Here is a 15,739-nt window from a genome sequence, read left to right as displayed (position 1 = left end):
TCGTGCTTTGAAAGAAGCGGCATATTAACAGCTGGTTAGATTACAGACCTGTGAACCTTTTATGAAGTGCCAGTGAAGCAGAGAGGTTTGGTGGCGCTGGATCAACTAATCGTTCATAAGCGGATGCTGACCGCCTTCCCAGACATGCATCGCTCGCTTGCGTGTACTACCCCAGCGGTAGTTGCCCGACTCGCCCGTGCCTTTAATGACCCGATGGCAGGGGATCAGAAAGCCGATGTTGTTTTTGGCGACCGCCGTGCCCACTGCCCGTTGCGCGTTTGGTATTCCCAGCTGCTGCGCAAGCTGTCCGTAGGAGACCAGTTGGCCAGGTTCGACCTTCAGCAGCGCTTCCCACACCTTGATCTGGAAGTTGGTGCCACGCAGCACCAGGTGCAGCTTGCCGGGGATAGGGGTGGTTGGAAAAATCTGTGCACCATACTGGGCCGCTTGTTTGGAATCCTCCGCTGATTGGGCGGCGCACCACTGGGACTTCAGCTCATCCAGACGCTCTGCCTCGTCACCGGAACAGAACGCCAGATAGCAGATGCCGCGCGCTGTCCAGCCGATCAGCGCAGTGCCAAATGGGGTGTCGGTGTAGCCGTATCCGATCTGAACGCCTGCCCCCCCGGACTTGATCTCGCCGGGTGTCATCGCTTCGCAGGAGATCATCAGGTCGTGCAAACGGCCGGGGCTCGACAGGCCGCTGTCCAGCGACACACTGAGCAGATCATCGGCGTTATGCAACGCCTGCAGGGCGTACTCCTTGGTCAGGTATTGCAGAAAACGTTTGGGAGAGATCCCCGCCCAGGCGCTGAAAATCCGCTGCAGATGAGATTCACTGCTACCCACGGCACTGGCTACTTCCGCCAGCGTAGGCTGATGGCGGGCACGGCTGTGGATATATTCGATGGCGCGGGCCACGGTGTCGTAGTGCTGCTTTGAACTCATCGCTAGGCTGATCCTGTTATGAAACCTGTCCTTAGTGTGCGCGATGTAAATTCAGTCGACCACCCGATTCTTGCTCAAGGGGTGGTGTTATCCAGCGTTTTTGTCCTTGGCTTTTGGGAGTTACGGTTGGCAATCAACCCGCCCAGCATGATCAAACCTACCGAGATCAGCAGTTCTACAGAAGGTTTGTCCTGTCCTGCCACTACCAGTGCAACGGAGGATATCAGCGGGGCAAAAAAGCTCAGCGAGGCCAGCAGGGTTTTATTGCCCTGTTTCAAGCCAATATCCCAGAGGTAGAAGGCTCCGCCCACTGGCCCCAGGCCTAGCAGGATCGCACCCAACCATTCACTGCTTGAGAACTGCCATAGCGAGGCATCCAGTGAGAAATTGCTCTCTAGGATGAGGTGCGCGAGCAGGGAAAGGCCCGCAACCGCCAGCGAGATCCAGCCGATATCATCCACCTTGCCCGGTGAGCGGGCTAGATAGGCCGAGTAGTTCGACCAGATCAGCGCGCAGAGGATTGCCAGCAGATAACCCAGAGTGGAGTCGCCCGACAGCGTCAGTTCGCCTTTGCCTGACATCAAGACCACAATGCCGATAAAGCCCACCAAACCTCCCAGTAATGCGCGCAAGCGCTGGTCGCTGTGGGCGACCAATACCGCCAGCAGCAGTGGCCAGAGATATACAATCAGGCTTACCTCCAGCGCCGGAGCTTGCCTGAGCGCCATAAAGTAGAAAAAGTGGAAGCCAAATAGACCGGTTATGCCGATCAGCCAGCTACGCAGCGGCAGGTTTGGTCTTCGTAGAATACGCTCCCCGCGAATCATGCGCCGAGCAAACATGATGAGGGCGGAGATGGCGAAACAGATGAACAGCAGCTTAAAGGCCGGTAGGCTGGTGGTCATAGTGCCAAGCAGGGCGAGGATGCCCCACAGCAGAATTGCGCTTATACCCAGTGCTGTTGCCATGGTCTGTTTCCCGAAGCTTGTTGTAGACAGGAGCAGTGTAAATCAGTTCTTGATAGTGAATTGTGCTGAATAGCCGGTTTAGTTAGAGCGAAAGCCGAATCTGCTCAGCCTCGGAATTGGCGTGGAGACTGGCCGAAGTGCTCGGAGAAGCGGCGGCTGAAGGCGGACAGGTCGGTATAACCCACCTGTTCGGCCACGATACTGACCGGGTAATCGGTGTGGGCAAGCAGGGCGCGGGCCCTGTCCATACGCAGCTTGAGCAGGAACTGGCTGGTGGAGAGGCCTGTCTGCTGCTTAAACAGGGTTTTGTACTGGCTCAGACTAAGGCAGGCGATCGCGGCCAGTTCCGCTACGCTGGGTGTACAGGCCAGATCCTGCTGCAGGTGCTCCAGCACCCGTGAGATGCGCGGGTCATACTGGGCCTGGAACGGTTCTACGGCGAGCAGACTGACAAACAGCTTGCCTATTTCACGGTTGAGATCGGGGTTGTGGCTGTGTTGTAGCTGGTACTCCACAAATTGGCAGAAGGTCAGCAGCGGCGACGAGATATTGGTAAATGGGGTGCTCAGCGTAGACATGTTTTCCGGCAGCGCGTCCAGGTCGGCCACCAGAAAACGGGCCCGTTCATCTGCCGCAAAGCTGTGTTCTGTGCCCGCGTGAATAATCACACATCGACCGGGACCAACCCGGTCCGAAGCGCCGGCTGTGGTGATTGCGATTGCGCCTTGAAGTGGCAGTACCAGTTGATAGTAATCATGCGCGTGGGCATGCATGGTGCGGGTGTAGGATCGGATCGAGAGGCGGACATTCATGGTGAGGGGCAAGAGCCGGGTGTTTACCCAGCACTCTTGCGCATCTGCTCGATGTAACGGGACAGCAGTTCCATCTTCTCAGGATCGTTATCCACAAAGAGCACGTCCACGTTGAGGAAAATGGTGTCGACTTTCGGTTCGTGGGCTTCGATGGCACGTACAAAACCGTTGAGCTGGATGGTGTCCTGGCCACTTACCTGCTCGATATCCACAACGGTGGGTTCCAGCATGGATGGGATACCGTCTTCGCGTTTTACCGCGACTTTCACCTGCTGAAGGGTTAGCTCTTTGACCGCACAGCGGTGCATGGCACCACCAAAACGCAGCTGGGCCAGCCCTTTCGGTTTTTTCTGTGTCGGTTTCTTTGTCGCACCTTGTTCGGCTGCCAGCAGCTGTGCTGCACGACGACGGGCCACGGCGTTGGTTTCACCGCCCTTCGCCAGCCAGGTTTTTATTTTCTCGATCAGTTGAGCCGGCTCGAACGGTTTGCCGATGTAATCATTGACGCCGGACTGCACCGCTTTTAAAACGTAGTCGCGTTCGCCACGGCTGGTCACCATCAGGAACGGGACCGTCTGGTAGTTGGGTTCACGGCGTGCCCACTGCAGGAGCTCAAGGCCAGACATGCCCGGCATCTCCCAGTCGCAAAGGATAATGTCGAATTTGTTTTGCATCATCAGCTTGCGACCGACGTCACCGTCTTCCGCCGCCTTCACCTCGGACTGGGGAAAACCGGCGCTGACAATCTTGGTTACCAGATCGCGAATAAAGCGTGCGTCATCAACAATCAGAACTTTCAGGCCTGCCATGCAATTACTCTGTCTTCTTCTAATGCACTGATATTTTTTGCATTTCGCAGCTTAGCACGCGGAATGAGCATTTCAGAAGCCCGAAGCTAAAAAAGCACGGCCAAGCTGCTGAAATTTATATAAAGTTTGATGCAGATTCATGGGATGGCAGCGCGTGCAGGGAGAGTGAGAGAGCCCCGTCCTCAGTGCTGTGTCATCCCTCAATATGGCCACATCCGCAACTGCGCCGTCGGGGACCGTTTAAAAAACGTTAACGTTTGATCGTTATACTCGACGCGCCAAACCTTCCGCCAATGCAGGGATTCAAACAGATATTTGGGTTTTTCTATCTTTTGGGTGTTCTGTCTAAACACGCTTGCTAAGCCAAATATTTAATATTTTGTCGTGTTTTATGTCAGGTTTTTTGCGGTGTTTGGTAGATATTTGTCAATTGTCCATATAATCTTTGCGGAATATTAGGCGGTCTTAATACAGCGGCTGCTAATGAGATTCAAACAGAATGATGTATTTGGTGGACGTTATGACACGATTTCAACGAGCTGGATATTGGCTGGTTACGCTGCTGCTTTTCTTAACCATGCCGGTGAAAGCTGCGGAAGCACAGCGGGCCGTTGTCGCTTTTGCCCAGGACACGCTGAGAAATGACTTCCGTAAAGCTCAGGTGGTGGCTGTGCGTAATGCGATTGCCAACCAGCCCGATCTGGAATTTATCTACTCCGATGCGCAGGGCAAAACGGCGTTGCTGATTCGCCATATCGAGAACTTTATCAGTCAGCAGGTGGATGTGTTGATTGTTGGGACCAACGATGAATCCTCGGTCGTGCCTGTTATCTCTAAAGCCCACCAGGCCGGCATCAAGGTGATTGTGCTAGACCGGGGTGTGAAAACCCGTGATTACACCACCTTTATCAATTCCGACAACTACGAGATTGGTGCCATTGCAGGCCGCTTTATCGCGGATAAGTTGAACGATAAAGGTAAAGTCTTGCTGCTAGAGGGGATACTGACCGCCGATGTGACTCAGTTGCGCAGCCGTGGCTTTCTGGATGTGGTGGCAAACTCACCCAAGATTCAGGTGATCAAACGCACCGGCAACTATCTGCGCAAAGATGCGCTGATGGAGATGGAGAAGCTGTTGGCCAGCGGGGAACGTGTTGATGCAATTTTCTCCGAAAGTGACAGCATGCTCAGTGGTGTGCGCCCGGTACTGGCAAAATATGGCATTGATCCGGCCACGGTTGTGATGGTGGGGGTGGATTACACCAGTGAGGCCCGGCAGTCCATTAGGGATGGCAAGCAGACTGCGACCATCAAGTTTCCTTTGGGGGGACCTGAAACGGTCGATACCGTCATCAAGGCACTGGCCGGTGAAACCGTCCCAGAGCATATCGTGATTCCGGTCCAGATGGTGACCTCTGAGAACGTTGAGTTCGTTGCACCCATTTTTTAAGTTGAAGCTCTATGTCTGATCTATCCAGTAACCTCAATGTGCATAAAAAGGTATCGATCACGGTTGCGGTGTTCATTACCTTGGCGGGCATTTTTACACTGTCTGCGCTGGGGTTGTATTTTGATGGTTTCCTCAAAAAGAGTTTCCTGGAAACCACCGAAACCCGTATGCGCCACGCGTTTCAACGCGTAGAGCTGAATATCCTTGGGGTTGAGAAAAGCCTGTTGGAGGGGATAGTGTTTATCGAGAAACACGAACCCACCATGGCGTCCATCGATCTGATCAACAACTACGAAGACAAAAACAACTACAACACTTTCCTGATCGACGAAGAGAAGAAGACCATCGCTGAAGAGCTGTTGAAGCGTGTCAGACTCTCATTTAACGACGATATCGCTCTCTATAATCAGCGTGGCGAGCTGATCGCTTACGTGGCCCGTGGCGAGAATGGTTATGCTCTCAATATCATCTCTCATGCGGACGGCCGGACCCGATTGCTGCGCCGCCACGAAAACGAGTTCGAGTACCACGAGCATCCGCTAGGCGGGGCCGACCGGGATCTGGTCGCTCTGCAGCACGCCGCACTCTATGCCCAGAAGCGGATCGAGCAAGGCAGTGTCGTTACCTACCAATACACCGAAAGGGGACTTCGGCTTACGTCCCATCTAAGCCTGTTTTATGCCCAGGATGGTGAGGCGATTGCGCATATCGAGATGTCCCGCACCATCGACCCCCAGTATGTGGCTGCGTTGTCCGCCGATCTGGATATGACACTGGAAGTGCGCAAGCTCAACACGGGGGCTGAAGAAACACCTCCCTCCTTGTTTGATGCTGCGGCACTGGCCGGTTTGAAGGTGGTTGAAACCGAGCTCAATTATGCAGGGCGAATGCGTATCGACAGCGTGGATGGCCCGATCATTGTCGATGGTCGTCTGGAGCGTGACGTGTTGGTGCGCACGCTGGCTGAAAACCGAAAACATCTGGTGACCTGGTTGATTGGCCTAGCCCTGCTGACCTTGATATCTGTGCACTACTTCATCAAGTGGCGGCTTGAGAGGCCACTGGGCAAATTGATGGCGCAGATTCAGAAGATCGAAGCGCGTGACTACAGTAGCTCGCCACCTTTAAATACGGACGATGAGCTGGAAGTGGTCTCCCGCAGCATCAACCAGTTGGCGGAAACGGTTCGTGAACGTGAAACCTCGCTGCAGGGGTCAAAGCGAGAGCTGGAGTACCTGTCGAACCACGATGTGCTGACACACCTACCCAACCGCCGATACTGGGACTTCCAACTGGAATCGGCGCTGGAATCGGCCGCGTCAGAGTCTCAGAAACTGGCGATGTTCTTTATCGATCTGGATCAGTTTAAGCAGGTGAATGATACCCAGGGGCACAATGTAGGTGACGCGCTGTTGGCTCAGGTCGCCGCCCGCCTTAAAGGGTATGCGCCCAAAAATCATGTACTGGCCCGGATCGGTGGTGACGAGTTCAACATTATCGTCAACCCGGTGGACGGTGCCGAAGAGTTGGAGGTTATCGCTGAGGGATACCTCAATCTGTTCAGCACACCTTTTCCGGTGCATGGTCAGGAGATCGGCATTTCAGCCAGTATCGGCATCGCCATCTACCCAATGGACGGTAAGGATAAGGTGTCATTGCTGAAGTGCGCGGACCTTGCAATGTATAGTGCCAAAGAGAAGGGGCGTAACAACTACAGCTTCTTCTCCAGCGACCTCTCTGCGCAAATGAAAAAACGTGCGGAGATGTCCCGGGCGATGAAGCAGGCAATCACGGACGGGGAACAGTTCCTGCTCTGCTATCAGCCAAAGATCTGTACTCTGACCGGCCGTATTATCTCGGTTGAGGCGTTGATTCGTTGGAACAGCCCGGAGTTGGGCATGGTGTCTCCGGCGGACTTCATCCCGCTGGCGGAAGAGCAGGGGCTGATTATCCCGATCGGCGAATGGGTGCTGGAGAAAGCCTGTCATGATTTCAGCCGCCTGTTGGCGATGGGCATCAACCTGCAGCATGTAAGTGTGAACGTGTCGAACGTCCAGCTCAGCAATTACGAGTTGATGCCCAAGCTTTTACGCATCCTGAAGGACACGGGTGTCGCGCCGAAGCAATTGGAGCTGGAGATCACCGAAAGCTATATCGCCACCAATATTCAGGAAGCAATCCAGACCCTGAAGCAGTTCCGCCAGATGGGCATTGGCTTGGCGATCGATGATTTCGGTACCGGCTATTCGGCCATGAGTTACCTGCAGACACTGCCGGTGACCCGTCTGAAAGTGGATAAGGCATTTGTGGACGGCTTACCAAATGATCGTAACAGTGTGGCAATTGCCAAGGCGATCATCAGCCTGGCGAAGAGCTTTGAACTGCAACTGACCGCTGAAGGCGTGGAGCATCAGGGGCAACTGGATTTCCTGGTTTCTGAAGGGTGCGAAGAGATTCAGGGCTACTACTACTCCAAACCGCTCGGATTTGACGATCTGGTGAAGTATTGCCGGAGTGAAGCGGTTGAGTCCGTGGCAATGCAGCCCGTACAGGAAGGCGCCTGATCTACCCAATAAACAGGTGAAGGACAGAGCCCGCCCTCCACCTTCTCACTTCGCCGTGGATTTACGGCATATACACATCCCGGAAAAATCCGCTCATGGACAGATGCACCGTCACTGGATTATCGGTACGGTTGTGCCAGTACCAGCCGTGGCTACCCTTGAACGGCGCTGTAAATGAACCGCTGGACCTTGGCATATTGCGGGCAACCCAGTAACTGGTGAACTCATCCTTTGCCGCATTGGGTTGCTCTCCGTGCATATCAAAGTTCACCACGCCGCCTTCCACTTCCCAGTGGAAGATAAAGCGCTCGCCTTGCTCCATGATTGCCTTGAGCTCGGTACCCTGACCGGGGGCCAGCTTCAGGCTGAAGGTTTTGGTTTGATAGGTTTCGCTGCGTTTACGGACCGGGGAGCTGTCCTGCGGGTTTAATTCGGCTATCGCGGGGGATATAACCGGGCTGAAGGGAATGGAGTTGGCACTACTATTCAGGGCAGTAAGGCCCATCGCCTTACCCAGGCCGGTGGGATCAATGCCGTATTCCGCAGGTAAAACGGTGGTGATCAGCAGGGCACCGCCCAGCAGGGCCGCACCCACGGTGGCTTTGAACAGGCTGGTTTTGGATGGCAGCCCTTCGTGAGTTACATCTGTAATATCGCGCATTTTGTCTACTCCTCTCTGTTCAAGCTGCAATAACAAAACCGGTGAGCTGATAGCCGATCAGCAGGAAGCCGGCGGCCATCAAGACCACGTTGGCGGCAAACGCCTGGCGGGCAAAACTGTGGCTACGGCGCCAGGCGTTCATCAGGATCAGAATGCCTCCCAGGGCGAGCATTTGGCCGATCTCCACACCCAGATTAAAGGCGAGGATATTACCCACGAGGCCGTCCTCGGAGAGGGTGAAATCCTGCAACTTGGTCGCCAGACCAAAACCGTGGAAGAAGCCAAAGATCAACACAGCGGCTTTGGTGTTGGGTTGGAAACCCAGCCAGCGCTTGAACGCACCCAGGTTATCTAACGCCTTGTACACCACCGACAGACCTATGATGGTGTCGACGATATAAGGGTTGACGTTGGTTTCGCTGAGTACGCCGAACAGCAGCGTGACACTGTGGCCAATGGCAAACAGCGTGACGTAGATCCCCACTTCGCGCATACGGTAGAGGAAGAAAATGACCCCCAACAGAAACAGCAGGTGGTCGTAACCGGTCACCATATGTTTGGCGCCGAGGTAGATAAAGGGCAGCAGCTGCAGGCCACTGGCCTGTTCGATAAAGAGAGCGTCGCCCTCGGTTACACCGTGAGCTATTGCCAGGGAACTGAAGCCGGACAGCAGCACCAGTGGCAGCAGGGTGCGGGCAGACAGGGATGACCCCCATCGAATCTGTGATGGTTTTAGCATCTTGATTGCTCTATAAAAAATCGGAGGCACAAACGATCCGTCACTTGATCGAAGACCTGGCGACAGCACTGTTCAAAGAGTGATGAAGAGCGTTAAGCCCGCGGTGGGCGGTAGGGACCGTGGATCAATCGCATCGGCGCTCGCATGCAGATCCTGCTTCACCGCCCATAGACCACGCTCCAGCAGCGTAGCGAGCATTGACGCGGTAGGCAGGGCCAGCAGTGTTGGGGATGGATGTATCGGTCGTACGTTCATAGCTGCCTTTGGACAGAGGTTTATGGCGAAGTTCAGTGACCAAAATAAAAAATTACCTTCAGCCTAGAGCGGTTATACACAGATGAGCAGTGTGCTTTAGTGCGGGATGAGTTGGCATTTGGTGTTGGGCAATTAGTTCTGCGTTTTGTAGGGATGCCTTCAAACTGCCGGTAGGCTAAAGCCTGCCCTGCAAAGTAAGGTGTGGCGACTAGAACACTCGGCGTTTATCTAGATCCTGGAAGAGGAGATTAATCGTGTGGATACCCTGTTTAAGGGAGAGGCATAATACATAAAACGGTAAGGGATTCAGAAGAGGGGAAAGCCCGGAGCAGGAAACAGGAGTCAAACACACCACCCCGGGGCTTCTTCGATCACATTGTCTGATGCCGGTATGACGGGAAGAACCGGCATCAAAAGACTTATGCGATGTTCAGGCTGTCAAAGCGGCTTAGCAGCGCTTGTACACGCTCGCTGGATTCGTTCTTTTCTACCAGCAGATTGTCACGTTCGGTGCGCAGTTCACTTACTTCCATGCGCAGTAACTCCAGCTCATCCAGCAGAGAATCAATTTTAGAACCCAGCTGTTCCAGCAGTTCTTTTTCCATAGTACTTATCCGTCCAAAACTTAGAGATACATCGTAAAAGCGGGCGATTATAGGCCTGCCCAGAGTGTCTGAACAGTCGTAATTTGCCTGCTGTTTAATTACTGACCGGAATGCTGTGCAGGGAGTGGTCACAACCTGCCCCCAGCAGCGAAAATCTGCTTGATCCGGCCCGCAGGTGGGAGTCACCGAGCAGCAATAAGTTCCCGGAAAAATGACCACAAACCGTTGTGGACGTTGCCGCGATTGCCGCGCTGACCGACCGTCAGCAACAACTCCAAAGAGCCACTTACCTTTGACCCTTTTGATGGTTATGATCAAGGTAGAAAAAACAGTGGATTGAATAACATACGTATGGAAAACCTCATCACCCTGATCCTGATCTGTGCCGGGCTTTCACTGGTACTGAACGTGTTGCTGAAGAAGCTGCAGGTAGAGTCTGTGATCGGTTACATCCTCACCGGTATGGCGGTGGGATTTGCCTTCGAGTTGGAACACAGTGCCAGCCTGGATACGGTGGCGGAATTTGGTATCGTCTTTCTGATGTTTACCATCGGGTTGGAGTTCTCGCCGCATAAGCTGCGGCTGATGAAAAAAGAGGTGTTTCTCTACGGCACCCTGCAGATGGGGATTACCGCGACAGTGTTTTATGCCGCAGGGCATTACCTCCTGGCCCTGGAACCGGCGGTGAATCTGATCATCAGTCTGGCCCTCGCGCTGTCATCTACAGCCATTGTGCTTAACCTGCTCACTAAAAACCGTAAGGTGGGTAACTTGTATGGCCGTAACGCGGTGGGTGTGCTGCTGTTTCAGGATATTGCGGTGATCCCTGTGCTGTTGATGGTGTCGATCTTTGCCAGCAGTCAGCAGAGTGTATCGCAACTGCTCCTGGATGTGGTGATCGGCGGCGCTATCGTGTTTGCCCTGCTGTTTTTTGGTGCCCGATTTGCCACGCCGCACCTGATGGAGCAGGTAATCGGCTCCCGCTCAAACGAGATCTTTGTCGGAGCGTTGCTGCTGTTTGTGATTGGTGCCGCGCAGCTGGCGCATACCCTGGGTTTCTCATATTCACTGGGGGCGTTTATTGCCGGTATGGTGATTGCTGAAACACACTACAAGCATCAGGTCGAGGCAGACCTGATCCCATTCCGGGATTTGCTGCTGGGGGTGTTTTTTATCACCGTGGGGATGCAGGTCAGCCCACCGTTTGTGCTGGAAAATCTGCTCCTTATCCTGGCGGTGATGGTTGGCTTGCTGGTGGTGAAGAGTGTCATTCTGTTTGCCTTGATCCGTGTTTTTCATGGGACCCGCACCGCGCTGAAAACCGCCTTGCTTCTCTCTCAGTGTGGTGAGTTCTCCTTTGTTATCTTTGAGACCGCCCAGGCCAACGACCTGTTTATGGATCAGGAGTTTGGTCAGGTCCTTGTCATGGCGATTGTGTTTACCATGATGCTGACGCCATTCCTGTTTCGTTCCCTCGACAGCATCACCGATCTGCTTGTACGGGAGGGGGATGAGGACGAGGAGATGGCCTCTGAGCAGCCGACAGGCGGGCACGATCACGTCAAAGCCAATCAGGTGGTGATCTGTGGATTTGGATCACTGGGCAAGCGGGTGGCGCAGCACCTGGTGCGTGAAGAGATCGACTACGTTGGGGTGGAGCACGAAGGCCATATGTTCCGCGCTGCCACCGATGAGTACCTGCCCGTAATCTTTGGTAACGCCAGCCGCAGCCAGTTTCTGCGCGGTATCCATATCGATCAGGCCCGTGCCGTGATCATTGCCATGAGTAACGAAGAGCGTATCCGTCAGGTGGCACACGCCCTTCATCACGTTGCACCGGAAGTGCCGGTGTTTGTCTGCTCATCCAACGATAAGCTGATTGCAGAGTTGGATCAGGTGGGTTCGACGCAATCGATCGATACTCAGGAGCAGAAGGCATTGGCGCTGGTAGAAGCGCTGCAGGAAAAAGAGGGGCATATATGAAAACGGCGGTCATCTGACCGCCGTTGGTAGGTTTGTATTTACTCGTTTTCTGAGACGGTTTGGTCGGTCACCATACACTCGGTGGTGAGCATCAGGCCGGCCACGGACGCCGCGTATTGCAGTGCGCTGCGGGTGACCTTGGCAGGGTCGATGATGCCTGCGTCGAGCATATCCACGAATGCATCGGACGCCGCGTTATAACCGTAGTTGCCGGTGCCGCTGCGCACTTTATCCAGAATCACCGACGGTTCAGCGCCGGCATTCTGCGCGATCTGGCGCAACGGGGCTTCCATCGCGGTGAGTGCAATGCGGATACCGTGGTTCTGGTCGTCGTTGGCACCGCTCAGATCATTCAGGCGAGATGCCGCGCGTACCAGAGCCACACCACCCCCGGCGACGATACCTTCATCCACCGCTGCGCGGGTGGCATGGAGCGCGTCGTCGACACGGTCCTTCTTCTCTTTCATCTCAACTTCGGTGGCCGCACCAATATTCAGTACGGCCACGCCGCCGCTGAGTTTTGCCAGCCGCTCCTGAAGCTTTTCACGGTCGTAGTCGGAGCTGGTAGAGTCGATCTCCTGGCGGATGCGGTCGCAACGGGACTTGATCGCATCATCGCCGCCCGCGCCATCCACGATGGTGGTGTTGTCCTTGGTGATCAGGACACGCTTGGCCTGGCCCAACTGTTCCAGGGTAGTACCTTCCAGGTTCAGGCCCACCTCTTCGGCGATCACAGTGGCGTTGGTCAGGATCGCGATATCTTCCAGCATCGCTTTGCGGCGGTCGCCGAAGCCCGGTGCTTTAACGGCTGCCACTTTGACGATACCGCGCATGTTGTTCACCACCAGGGTCGCCAGCGCTTCGCCCTCGATATCTTCGGCGATGATCAGCAGAGGTTTCGCTGCTTTTGCCACCTCTTCCAGAATTGGCAGCAGGTCGCGGATGTTGCTGATCTTGCGATCGGCCAGCAGGATGTAAGGGTCTTCCAGCTCGACCTGGCCTTTATCCGGGTTGTTGATGAAGTACGGTGAGAGGTAGCCGCGGTCGAACTGCATACCTTCAACCACTTCCAGCTCGTTCTGCATCGACTGGCCTTCCTCGACGGTAATAACTCCGTCGCGGCCGACTTTCTCCATCGCCTCTGCGATCAGGCGGCCAATCTCTTGGTCTGCGTTGGCGGAGATGGTGCCCACCTGGGCGATCTCTTCCGAGGTGGAGCAGTCCTTGGCGATCTCCTGCAGTTCCGCAACGGCTGCGTTCACCGCCAGGTCGATACCACGTTTCAGGTCCATCGGGTTGAGGCCCGCCGTTACCACCTTGAGGCCTTCGTTGACGATCGCCTGGGCAATCACCGTTGCCGTCGTGGTGCCGTCACCGGCGGCGTCGTTCGCTTTGGACGCAACCTCCTTCACCATCTGCGCGCCCATGTTCTGGAATTTATCGTCCAGCTCAATCTCTTTGGCGACCGATACCCCGTCTTTGGTGATCGTTGGCGCGCCAAAGGATTTGTTCAGTACCACGTTGCGGCCCTTAGGCCCCAGGGTGACCTTCACCGCATCCGCAAGAATATTTACACCAGCCAGCATCTGCTCGCGGGCATCATGGCTGAATTTAACGTCTTTCGCACTCATATATCGTTAACCTCCTGAATACAAATTTACGCGTCGATAACTGCCAAAATGTCGCTTTCCTGGACGATCAGGTACTCCTTTTCGTCCTGCTTTTCGGTGTGGGCACTGAAGCCCTCTTTGAACAAAACGGTGTCGCCTACCTGGACTGCGGGTGGGCGATGCTGGCCATTTTCGAGTAACTTACCGGCGCCTACGGCCTTCACTACTCCTCGATTGGATTTCTTGGCGGCATTTCCGGTGAGGATAATGCCTCCTTCGCTTTTGCTTTCCTCAGACAGGCGCTCAATGAGTACGCGATCATGTAGAGGGCGAAGATTCATTTCATTTCACTCCATACAATAAAACACATTCACATCGTTATTTCGGGCAGTATCGCCCGGTGAAAAAATAATTAGGGTCGGTCAAAAACGATTTCAAGCACTACCAATAAAAAAATTTTCATGGTGTCATCCGTGCAAGGAGAGCAGGGGCGTGGACGGGTTTTAGGACTGCACAATATTTTTTTCCGCCACTTGAAACTTTTGCGTAGAGTACCCACTCAATATTGCGTACTCTGAACCGGTCGTCCTTTCAGCAATGCTGCGCGGATTAATGGTGCACCTTAGCGGCAGGCTTTGTGGGACTGACTATCAATTTCCAGTGACAGGAGATGACACGATGAACTTGATGAAGCGAGTAAGTGCCAGTCTGCTGATCCTTTTCAGCAGCTGCGTGTTTGCGGGCTTACCCACCCATGATAGCCAGGGCCAACCGCTCCCTTCGTTGGCACCGATGTTGGAGTCGGTGAATTCTGCCGTGGTGAACATATCCACCTACTCGAACCGTCAGCTCTATAACCCGTTGTTGAATGACCCCTTCTTCCGTCGTTTCTTCAATATCCCTGACGAGCAATACCGCCAGCAGACCGAGCGTCGCGAACAGAGCGCAGGCTCCGGTGTCATCGTTGATGCCGGAGATGGGGTGGTGCTGACCAACTTCCATGTGATCAAGGACGCCGATGAGATTCAGGTGTCACTGATCGATGGCCGTTCCTTCAAAGCCGAGCTGCAGGGTGTAGATCCAGAGCTGGATATCGCCGTATTGAAGATCGATGCTAAAAACCTGTCCGAGGTGAAGATGAGCAACTCGGAGAACCTGAAAGTGGGTGATTTTGTGGTGGCGATCGGCAACCCGTTTGGTCTGGGTCAAACCGTGACTACCGGGATTGTCAGTGCGCTGGGGCGCAGTGGTCTGGGCATCGAGGGCTACGAGAACTTTATCCAGACCGATGCCTCCATCAACCCGGGTAACTCTGGTGGCGCACTGGTAAACCTGCGGGGTGAGCTGATCGGCATCAACACGGCCATCATCTCCCGCGGCGGCGGTAATATCGGCATCGGTTTTGCGATTCCAACCAACATGGCCAAAGCCAGCATGGAGCAGATCCTCGCGGATGGCGAGGTCCGTCGTGGCCAGCTGGGTGTGGGTATCCAGGATATCACCTCCGATCTGCGTGATGCCTTTGGCCTCAAGCGTGGTGAATTTGGTGTATTGGTGACCGGTGTCGCAGAAGACTCGCCGGCTGAAGAGGCAGGGATCGAGGCGGGGGACATCATTTTGTCCATAGACGGCGTGCCGACCAAAAACAGCAGCCAGCTGCGCAGCCTGGTAGGTGTGAAGAGGATTGGTGAGGAGGTGAAGGTCGCGCTGTTCCGGGACGGTGAGCGCATCACGCTGGGTGTTAAAGTGGGCGATCCGCGCCGCATTGCCGCAACCGGTGAAGTAGGGCACGAGCTGCTGGCCGGTGTAAGATTCGAGAATCAGGCGGACCGTGAAGGGGTGGTGGTTACGTCCCTGGATCGAAACTCCGCCGCAGCGTTTGCCGGGTTACGACCGGGCGACCTGATTGTGAGCGTGAATCGCCAGCGTGTGCGTGATCTGGACGATATGGAGAAAGCTCTGGGCCGTGAGGCCAGTGAAGTGTTGCTGCGTGTAAACCGCGGTCGGGGCAGCTTCTTTGTGTTGTTACGTTAGTCAACGGAAGGACAGGGGGAGCATGGGCGTGCTCTCCCTGTTTAGTTTTGAGCGACTTTTTCCTGTAGGTAGCCCAGCACGTTATTCAGACTGGTAAGCAGGTGGTGATCCTGGTCGGGAATCGTGATGCCCAGGCGTTTACCCAATGCCACCATCAGGATCATAAAATCCATCGAATCGATATCCATCTCCTCGCGCAGGTCTTCATCCCGATCCAGTTCAATGGGCTCCATTTCAGGGGCGATGTTCTTCAGCTCTTCAAAGACAATCGCCTCAATCTGTGCGATCTCCATCGTATCTC

At 54.6% G+C, this 15,739-nt stretch carries 15 protein-coding genes; 4 read left to right on the top strand and 11 right to left on the bottom strand.

Features of this window, described 5'->3' with window-relative positions:
* Positions 1-105: 105 nt before the first annotated feature.
* The 4 genes from QKW35_RS05925 to QKW35_RS05910 all read right to left on the bottom strand — a co-directional run bounded on the left by QKW35_RS05925 (position 106) and on the right by QKW35_RS05910 (position 3,537).
* Entirely contained in the window at positions 106-948 is an 843-nt protein-coding gene (locus tag QKW35_RS05925) for a bifunctional helix-turn-helix domain-containing protein/methylated-DNA--[protein]-cysteine S-methyltransferase (RefSeq protein ID WP_282351419.1), read from the bottom strand.
* Between the two features lie 74 nt (positions 949-1,022).
* Positions 1,023-1,916 carry a DMT family transporter gene (locus QKW35_RS05920; protein ID WP_282351418.1) on the bottom strand — a complete coding sequence of 298 codons (894 nt, stop codon included), beginning with the start codon at positions 1,914-1,916 and terminating at the stop codon, positions 1,023-1,025.
* A 104-nt stretch (positions 1,917-2,020) separates the two neighbouring features.
* Positions 2,021-2,728, bottom strand: a complete 708-nt coding sequence (locus QKW35_RS05915) for a helix-turn-helix domain-containing protein (protein WP_282351417.1) — start codon at positions 2,726-2,728, stop codon at positions 2,021-2,023.
* 23 nt (positions 2,729-2,751) lie between these two features.
* Entirely contained in the window at positions 2,752-3,537 is a 786-nt protein-coding gene (locus QKW35_RS05910) for a response regulator (protein ID WP_282351416.1), read from the bottom strand.
* 520 nt (positions 3,538-4,057) lie between these two features.
* Here QKW35_RS05910 and QKW35_RS05905 point away from each other — a divergent pair.
* Together QKW35_RS05905 and QKW35_RS05900 are read left to right on the top strand one after the other, a co-directional pair.
* The gene (locus tag QKW35_RS05905) at positions 4,058-4,987 is read left to right on the top strand and encodes a substrate-binding domain-containing protein (RefSeq protein WP_282351415.1); all 930 of its coding nucleotides are present in this window, start codon (positions 4,058-4,060) and stop codon (positions 4,985-4,987) included.
* Positions 4,988-4,998: 11 nt separating this feature from the next.
* On the top strand, positions 4,999-7,551 hold the full coding sequence (locus QKW35_RS05900) for a putative bifunctional diguanylate cyclase/phosphodiesterase (protein ID WP_282351414.1): 2,553 nt from the start codon (positions 4,999-5,001) through the stop codon (positions 7,549-7,551).
* Positions 7,552-7,612: 61 nt separating this feature from the next.
* Here the strand turns inward: QKW35_RS05900 and QKW35_RS05895 are convergent, their stop codons facing one another.
* The 4 genes from QKW35_RS05895 to zapB form a co-directional block, all read right to left on the bottom strand.
* Positions 7,613-8,212 carry a hypothetical protein gene (locus QKW35_RS05895; RefSeq protein WP_282351413.1) on the bottom strand — a complete coding sequence of 200 codons (600 nt, stop codon included), beginning with the start codon at positions 8,210-8,212 and terminating at the stop codon, positions 7,613-7,615.
* A 19-nt stretch (positions 8,213-8,231) separates the two neighbouring features.
* Positions 8,232-8,951, bottom strand: coding sequence for a HupE/UreJ family protein (locus QKW35_RS05890; protein WP_282351412.1), 720 nt, complete (start codon positions 8,949-8,951; stop codon positions 8,232-8,234).
* Positions 8,952-9,023: 72 nt separating this feature from the next.
* Positions 9,024-9,206, bottom strand: a complete 183-nt coding sequence (locus QKW35_RS05885; RefSeq protein ID WP_282351411.1) for a hypothetical protein — start codon at positions 9,204-9,206, stop codon at positions 9,024-9,026.
* Positions 9,207-9,625: 419 nt separating this feature from the next.
* Positions 9,626-9,811 carry a cell division protein ZapB gene (zapB, locus tag QKW35_RS05880; RefSeq protein WP_282351410.1) on the bottom strand — a complete coding sequence of 62 codons (186 nt, stop codon included), beginning with the start codon at positions 9,809-9,811 and terminating at the stop codon, positions 9,626-9,628.
* Positions 9,812-10,162: 351 nt separating this feature from the next.
* On the opposite strand from zapB, the gene QKW35_RS05875 reads away from it, so the two are divergent.
* Positions 10,163-11,794, top strand: a complete 1,632-nt coding sequence (locus QKW35_RS05875) for a cation:proton antiporter (RefSeq protein ID WP_282351409.1) — start codon at positions 10,163-10,165, stop codon at positions 11,792-11,794.
* Between the two features lie 38 nt (positions 11,795-11,832).
* Here QKW35_RS05875 and groL read toward each other — a convergent pair whose 3' ends face one another.
* Together groL and QKW35_RS05865 are read right to left on the bottom strand one after the other, a co-directional pair.
* The gene (gene groL / locus QKW35_RS05870) at positions 11,833-13,425 is read right to left on the bottom strand and encodes a chaperonin GroEL (RefSeq protein WP_425607990.1); all 1,593 of its coding nucleotides are present in this window, start codon (positions 13,423-13,425) and stop codon (positions 11,833-11,835) included.
* 26 nt (positions 13,426-13,451) lie between these two features.
* Positions 13,452-13,745, bottom strand: a complete 294-nt coding sequence (locus QKW35_RS05865; RefSeq protein ID WP_282351408.1) for a co-chaperone GroES — start codon at positions 13,743-13,745, stop codon at positions 13,452-13,454.
* A 337-nt stretch (positions 13,746-14,082) separates the two neighbouring features.
* Between QKW35_RS05865 and QKW35_RS05860 the strand changes: the two genes are divergently transcribed.
* Positions 14,083-15,438 carry a DegQ family serine endoprotease gene (locus QKW35_RS05860; protein WP_282351407.1) on the top strand — a complete coding sequence of 452 codons (1,356 nt, stop codon included), beginning with the start codon at positions 14,083-14,085 and terminating at the stop codon, positions 15,436-15,438.
* Positions 15,439-15,479: 41 nt separating this feature from the next.
* Here QKW35_RS05860 and QKW35_RS05855 read toward each other — a convergent pair whose 3' ends face one another.
* On the bottom strand, positions 15,480-15,731 hold the full coding sequence (locus tag QKW35_RS05855) for an acyl carrier protein (protein WP_282351406.1): 252 nt from the start codon (positions 15,729-15,731) through the stop codon (positions 15,480-15,482).
* Positions 15,732-15,739: the final 8 nt, after the last annotated feature.

It is taken from the genome of Pontibacterium granulatum, from assembly GCF_029961155.1.
Taxonomy (GTDB): domain Bacteria; phylum Pseudomonadota; class Gammaproteobacteria; order Pseudomonadales; family Balneatricaceae; genus Pontibacterium; species Pontibacterium granulatum.
This window is presented reverse-complemented; position numbering and strand designations above follow the sequence as displayed.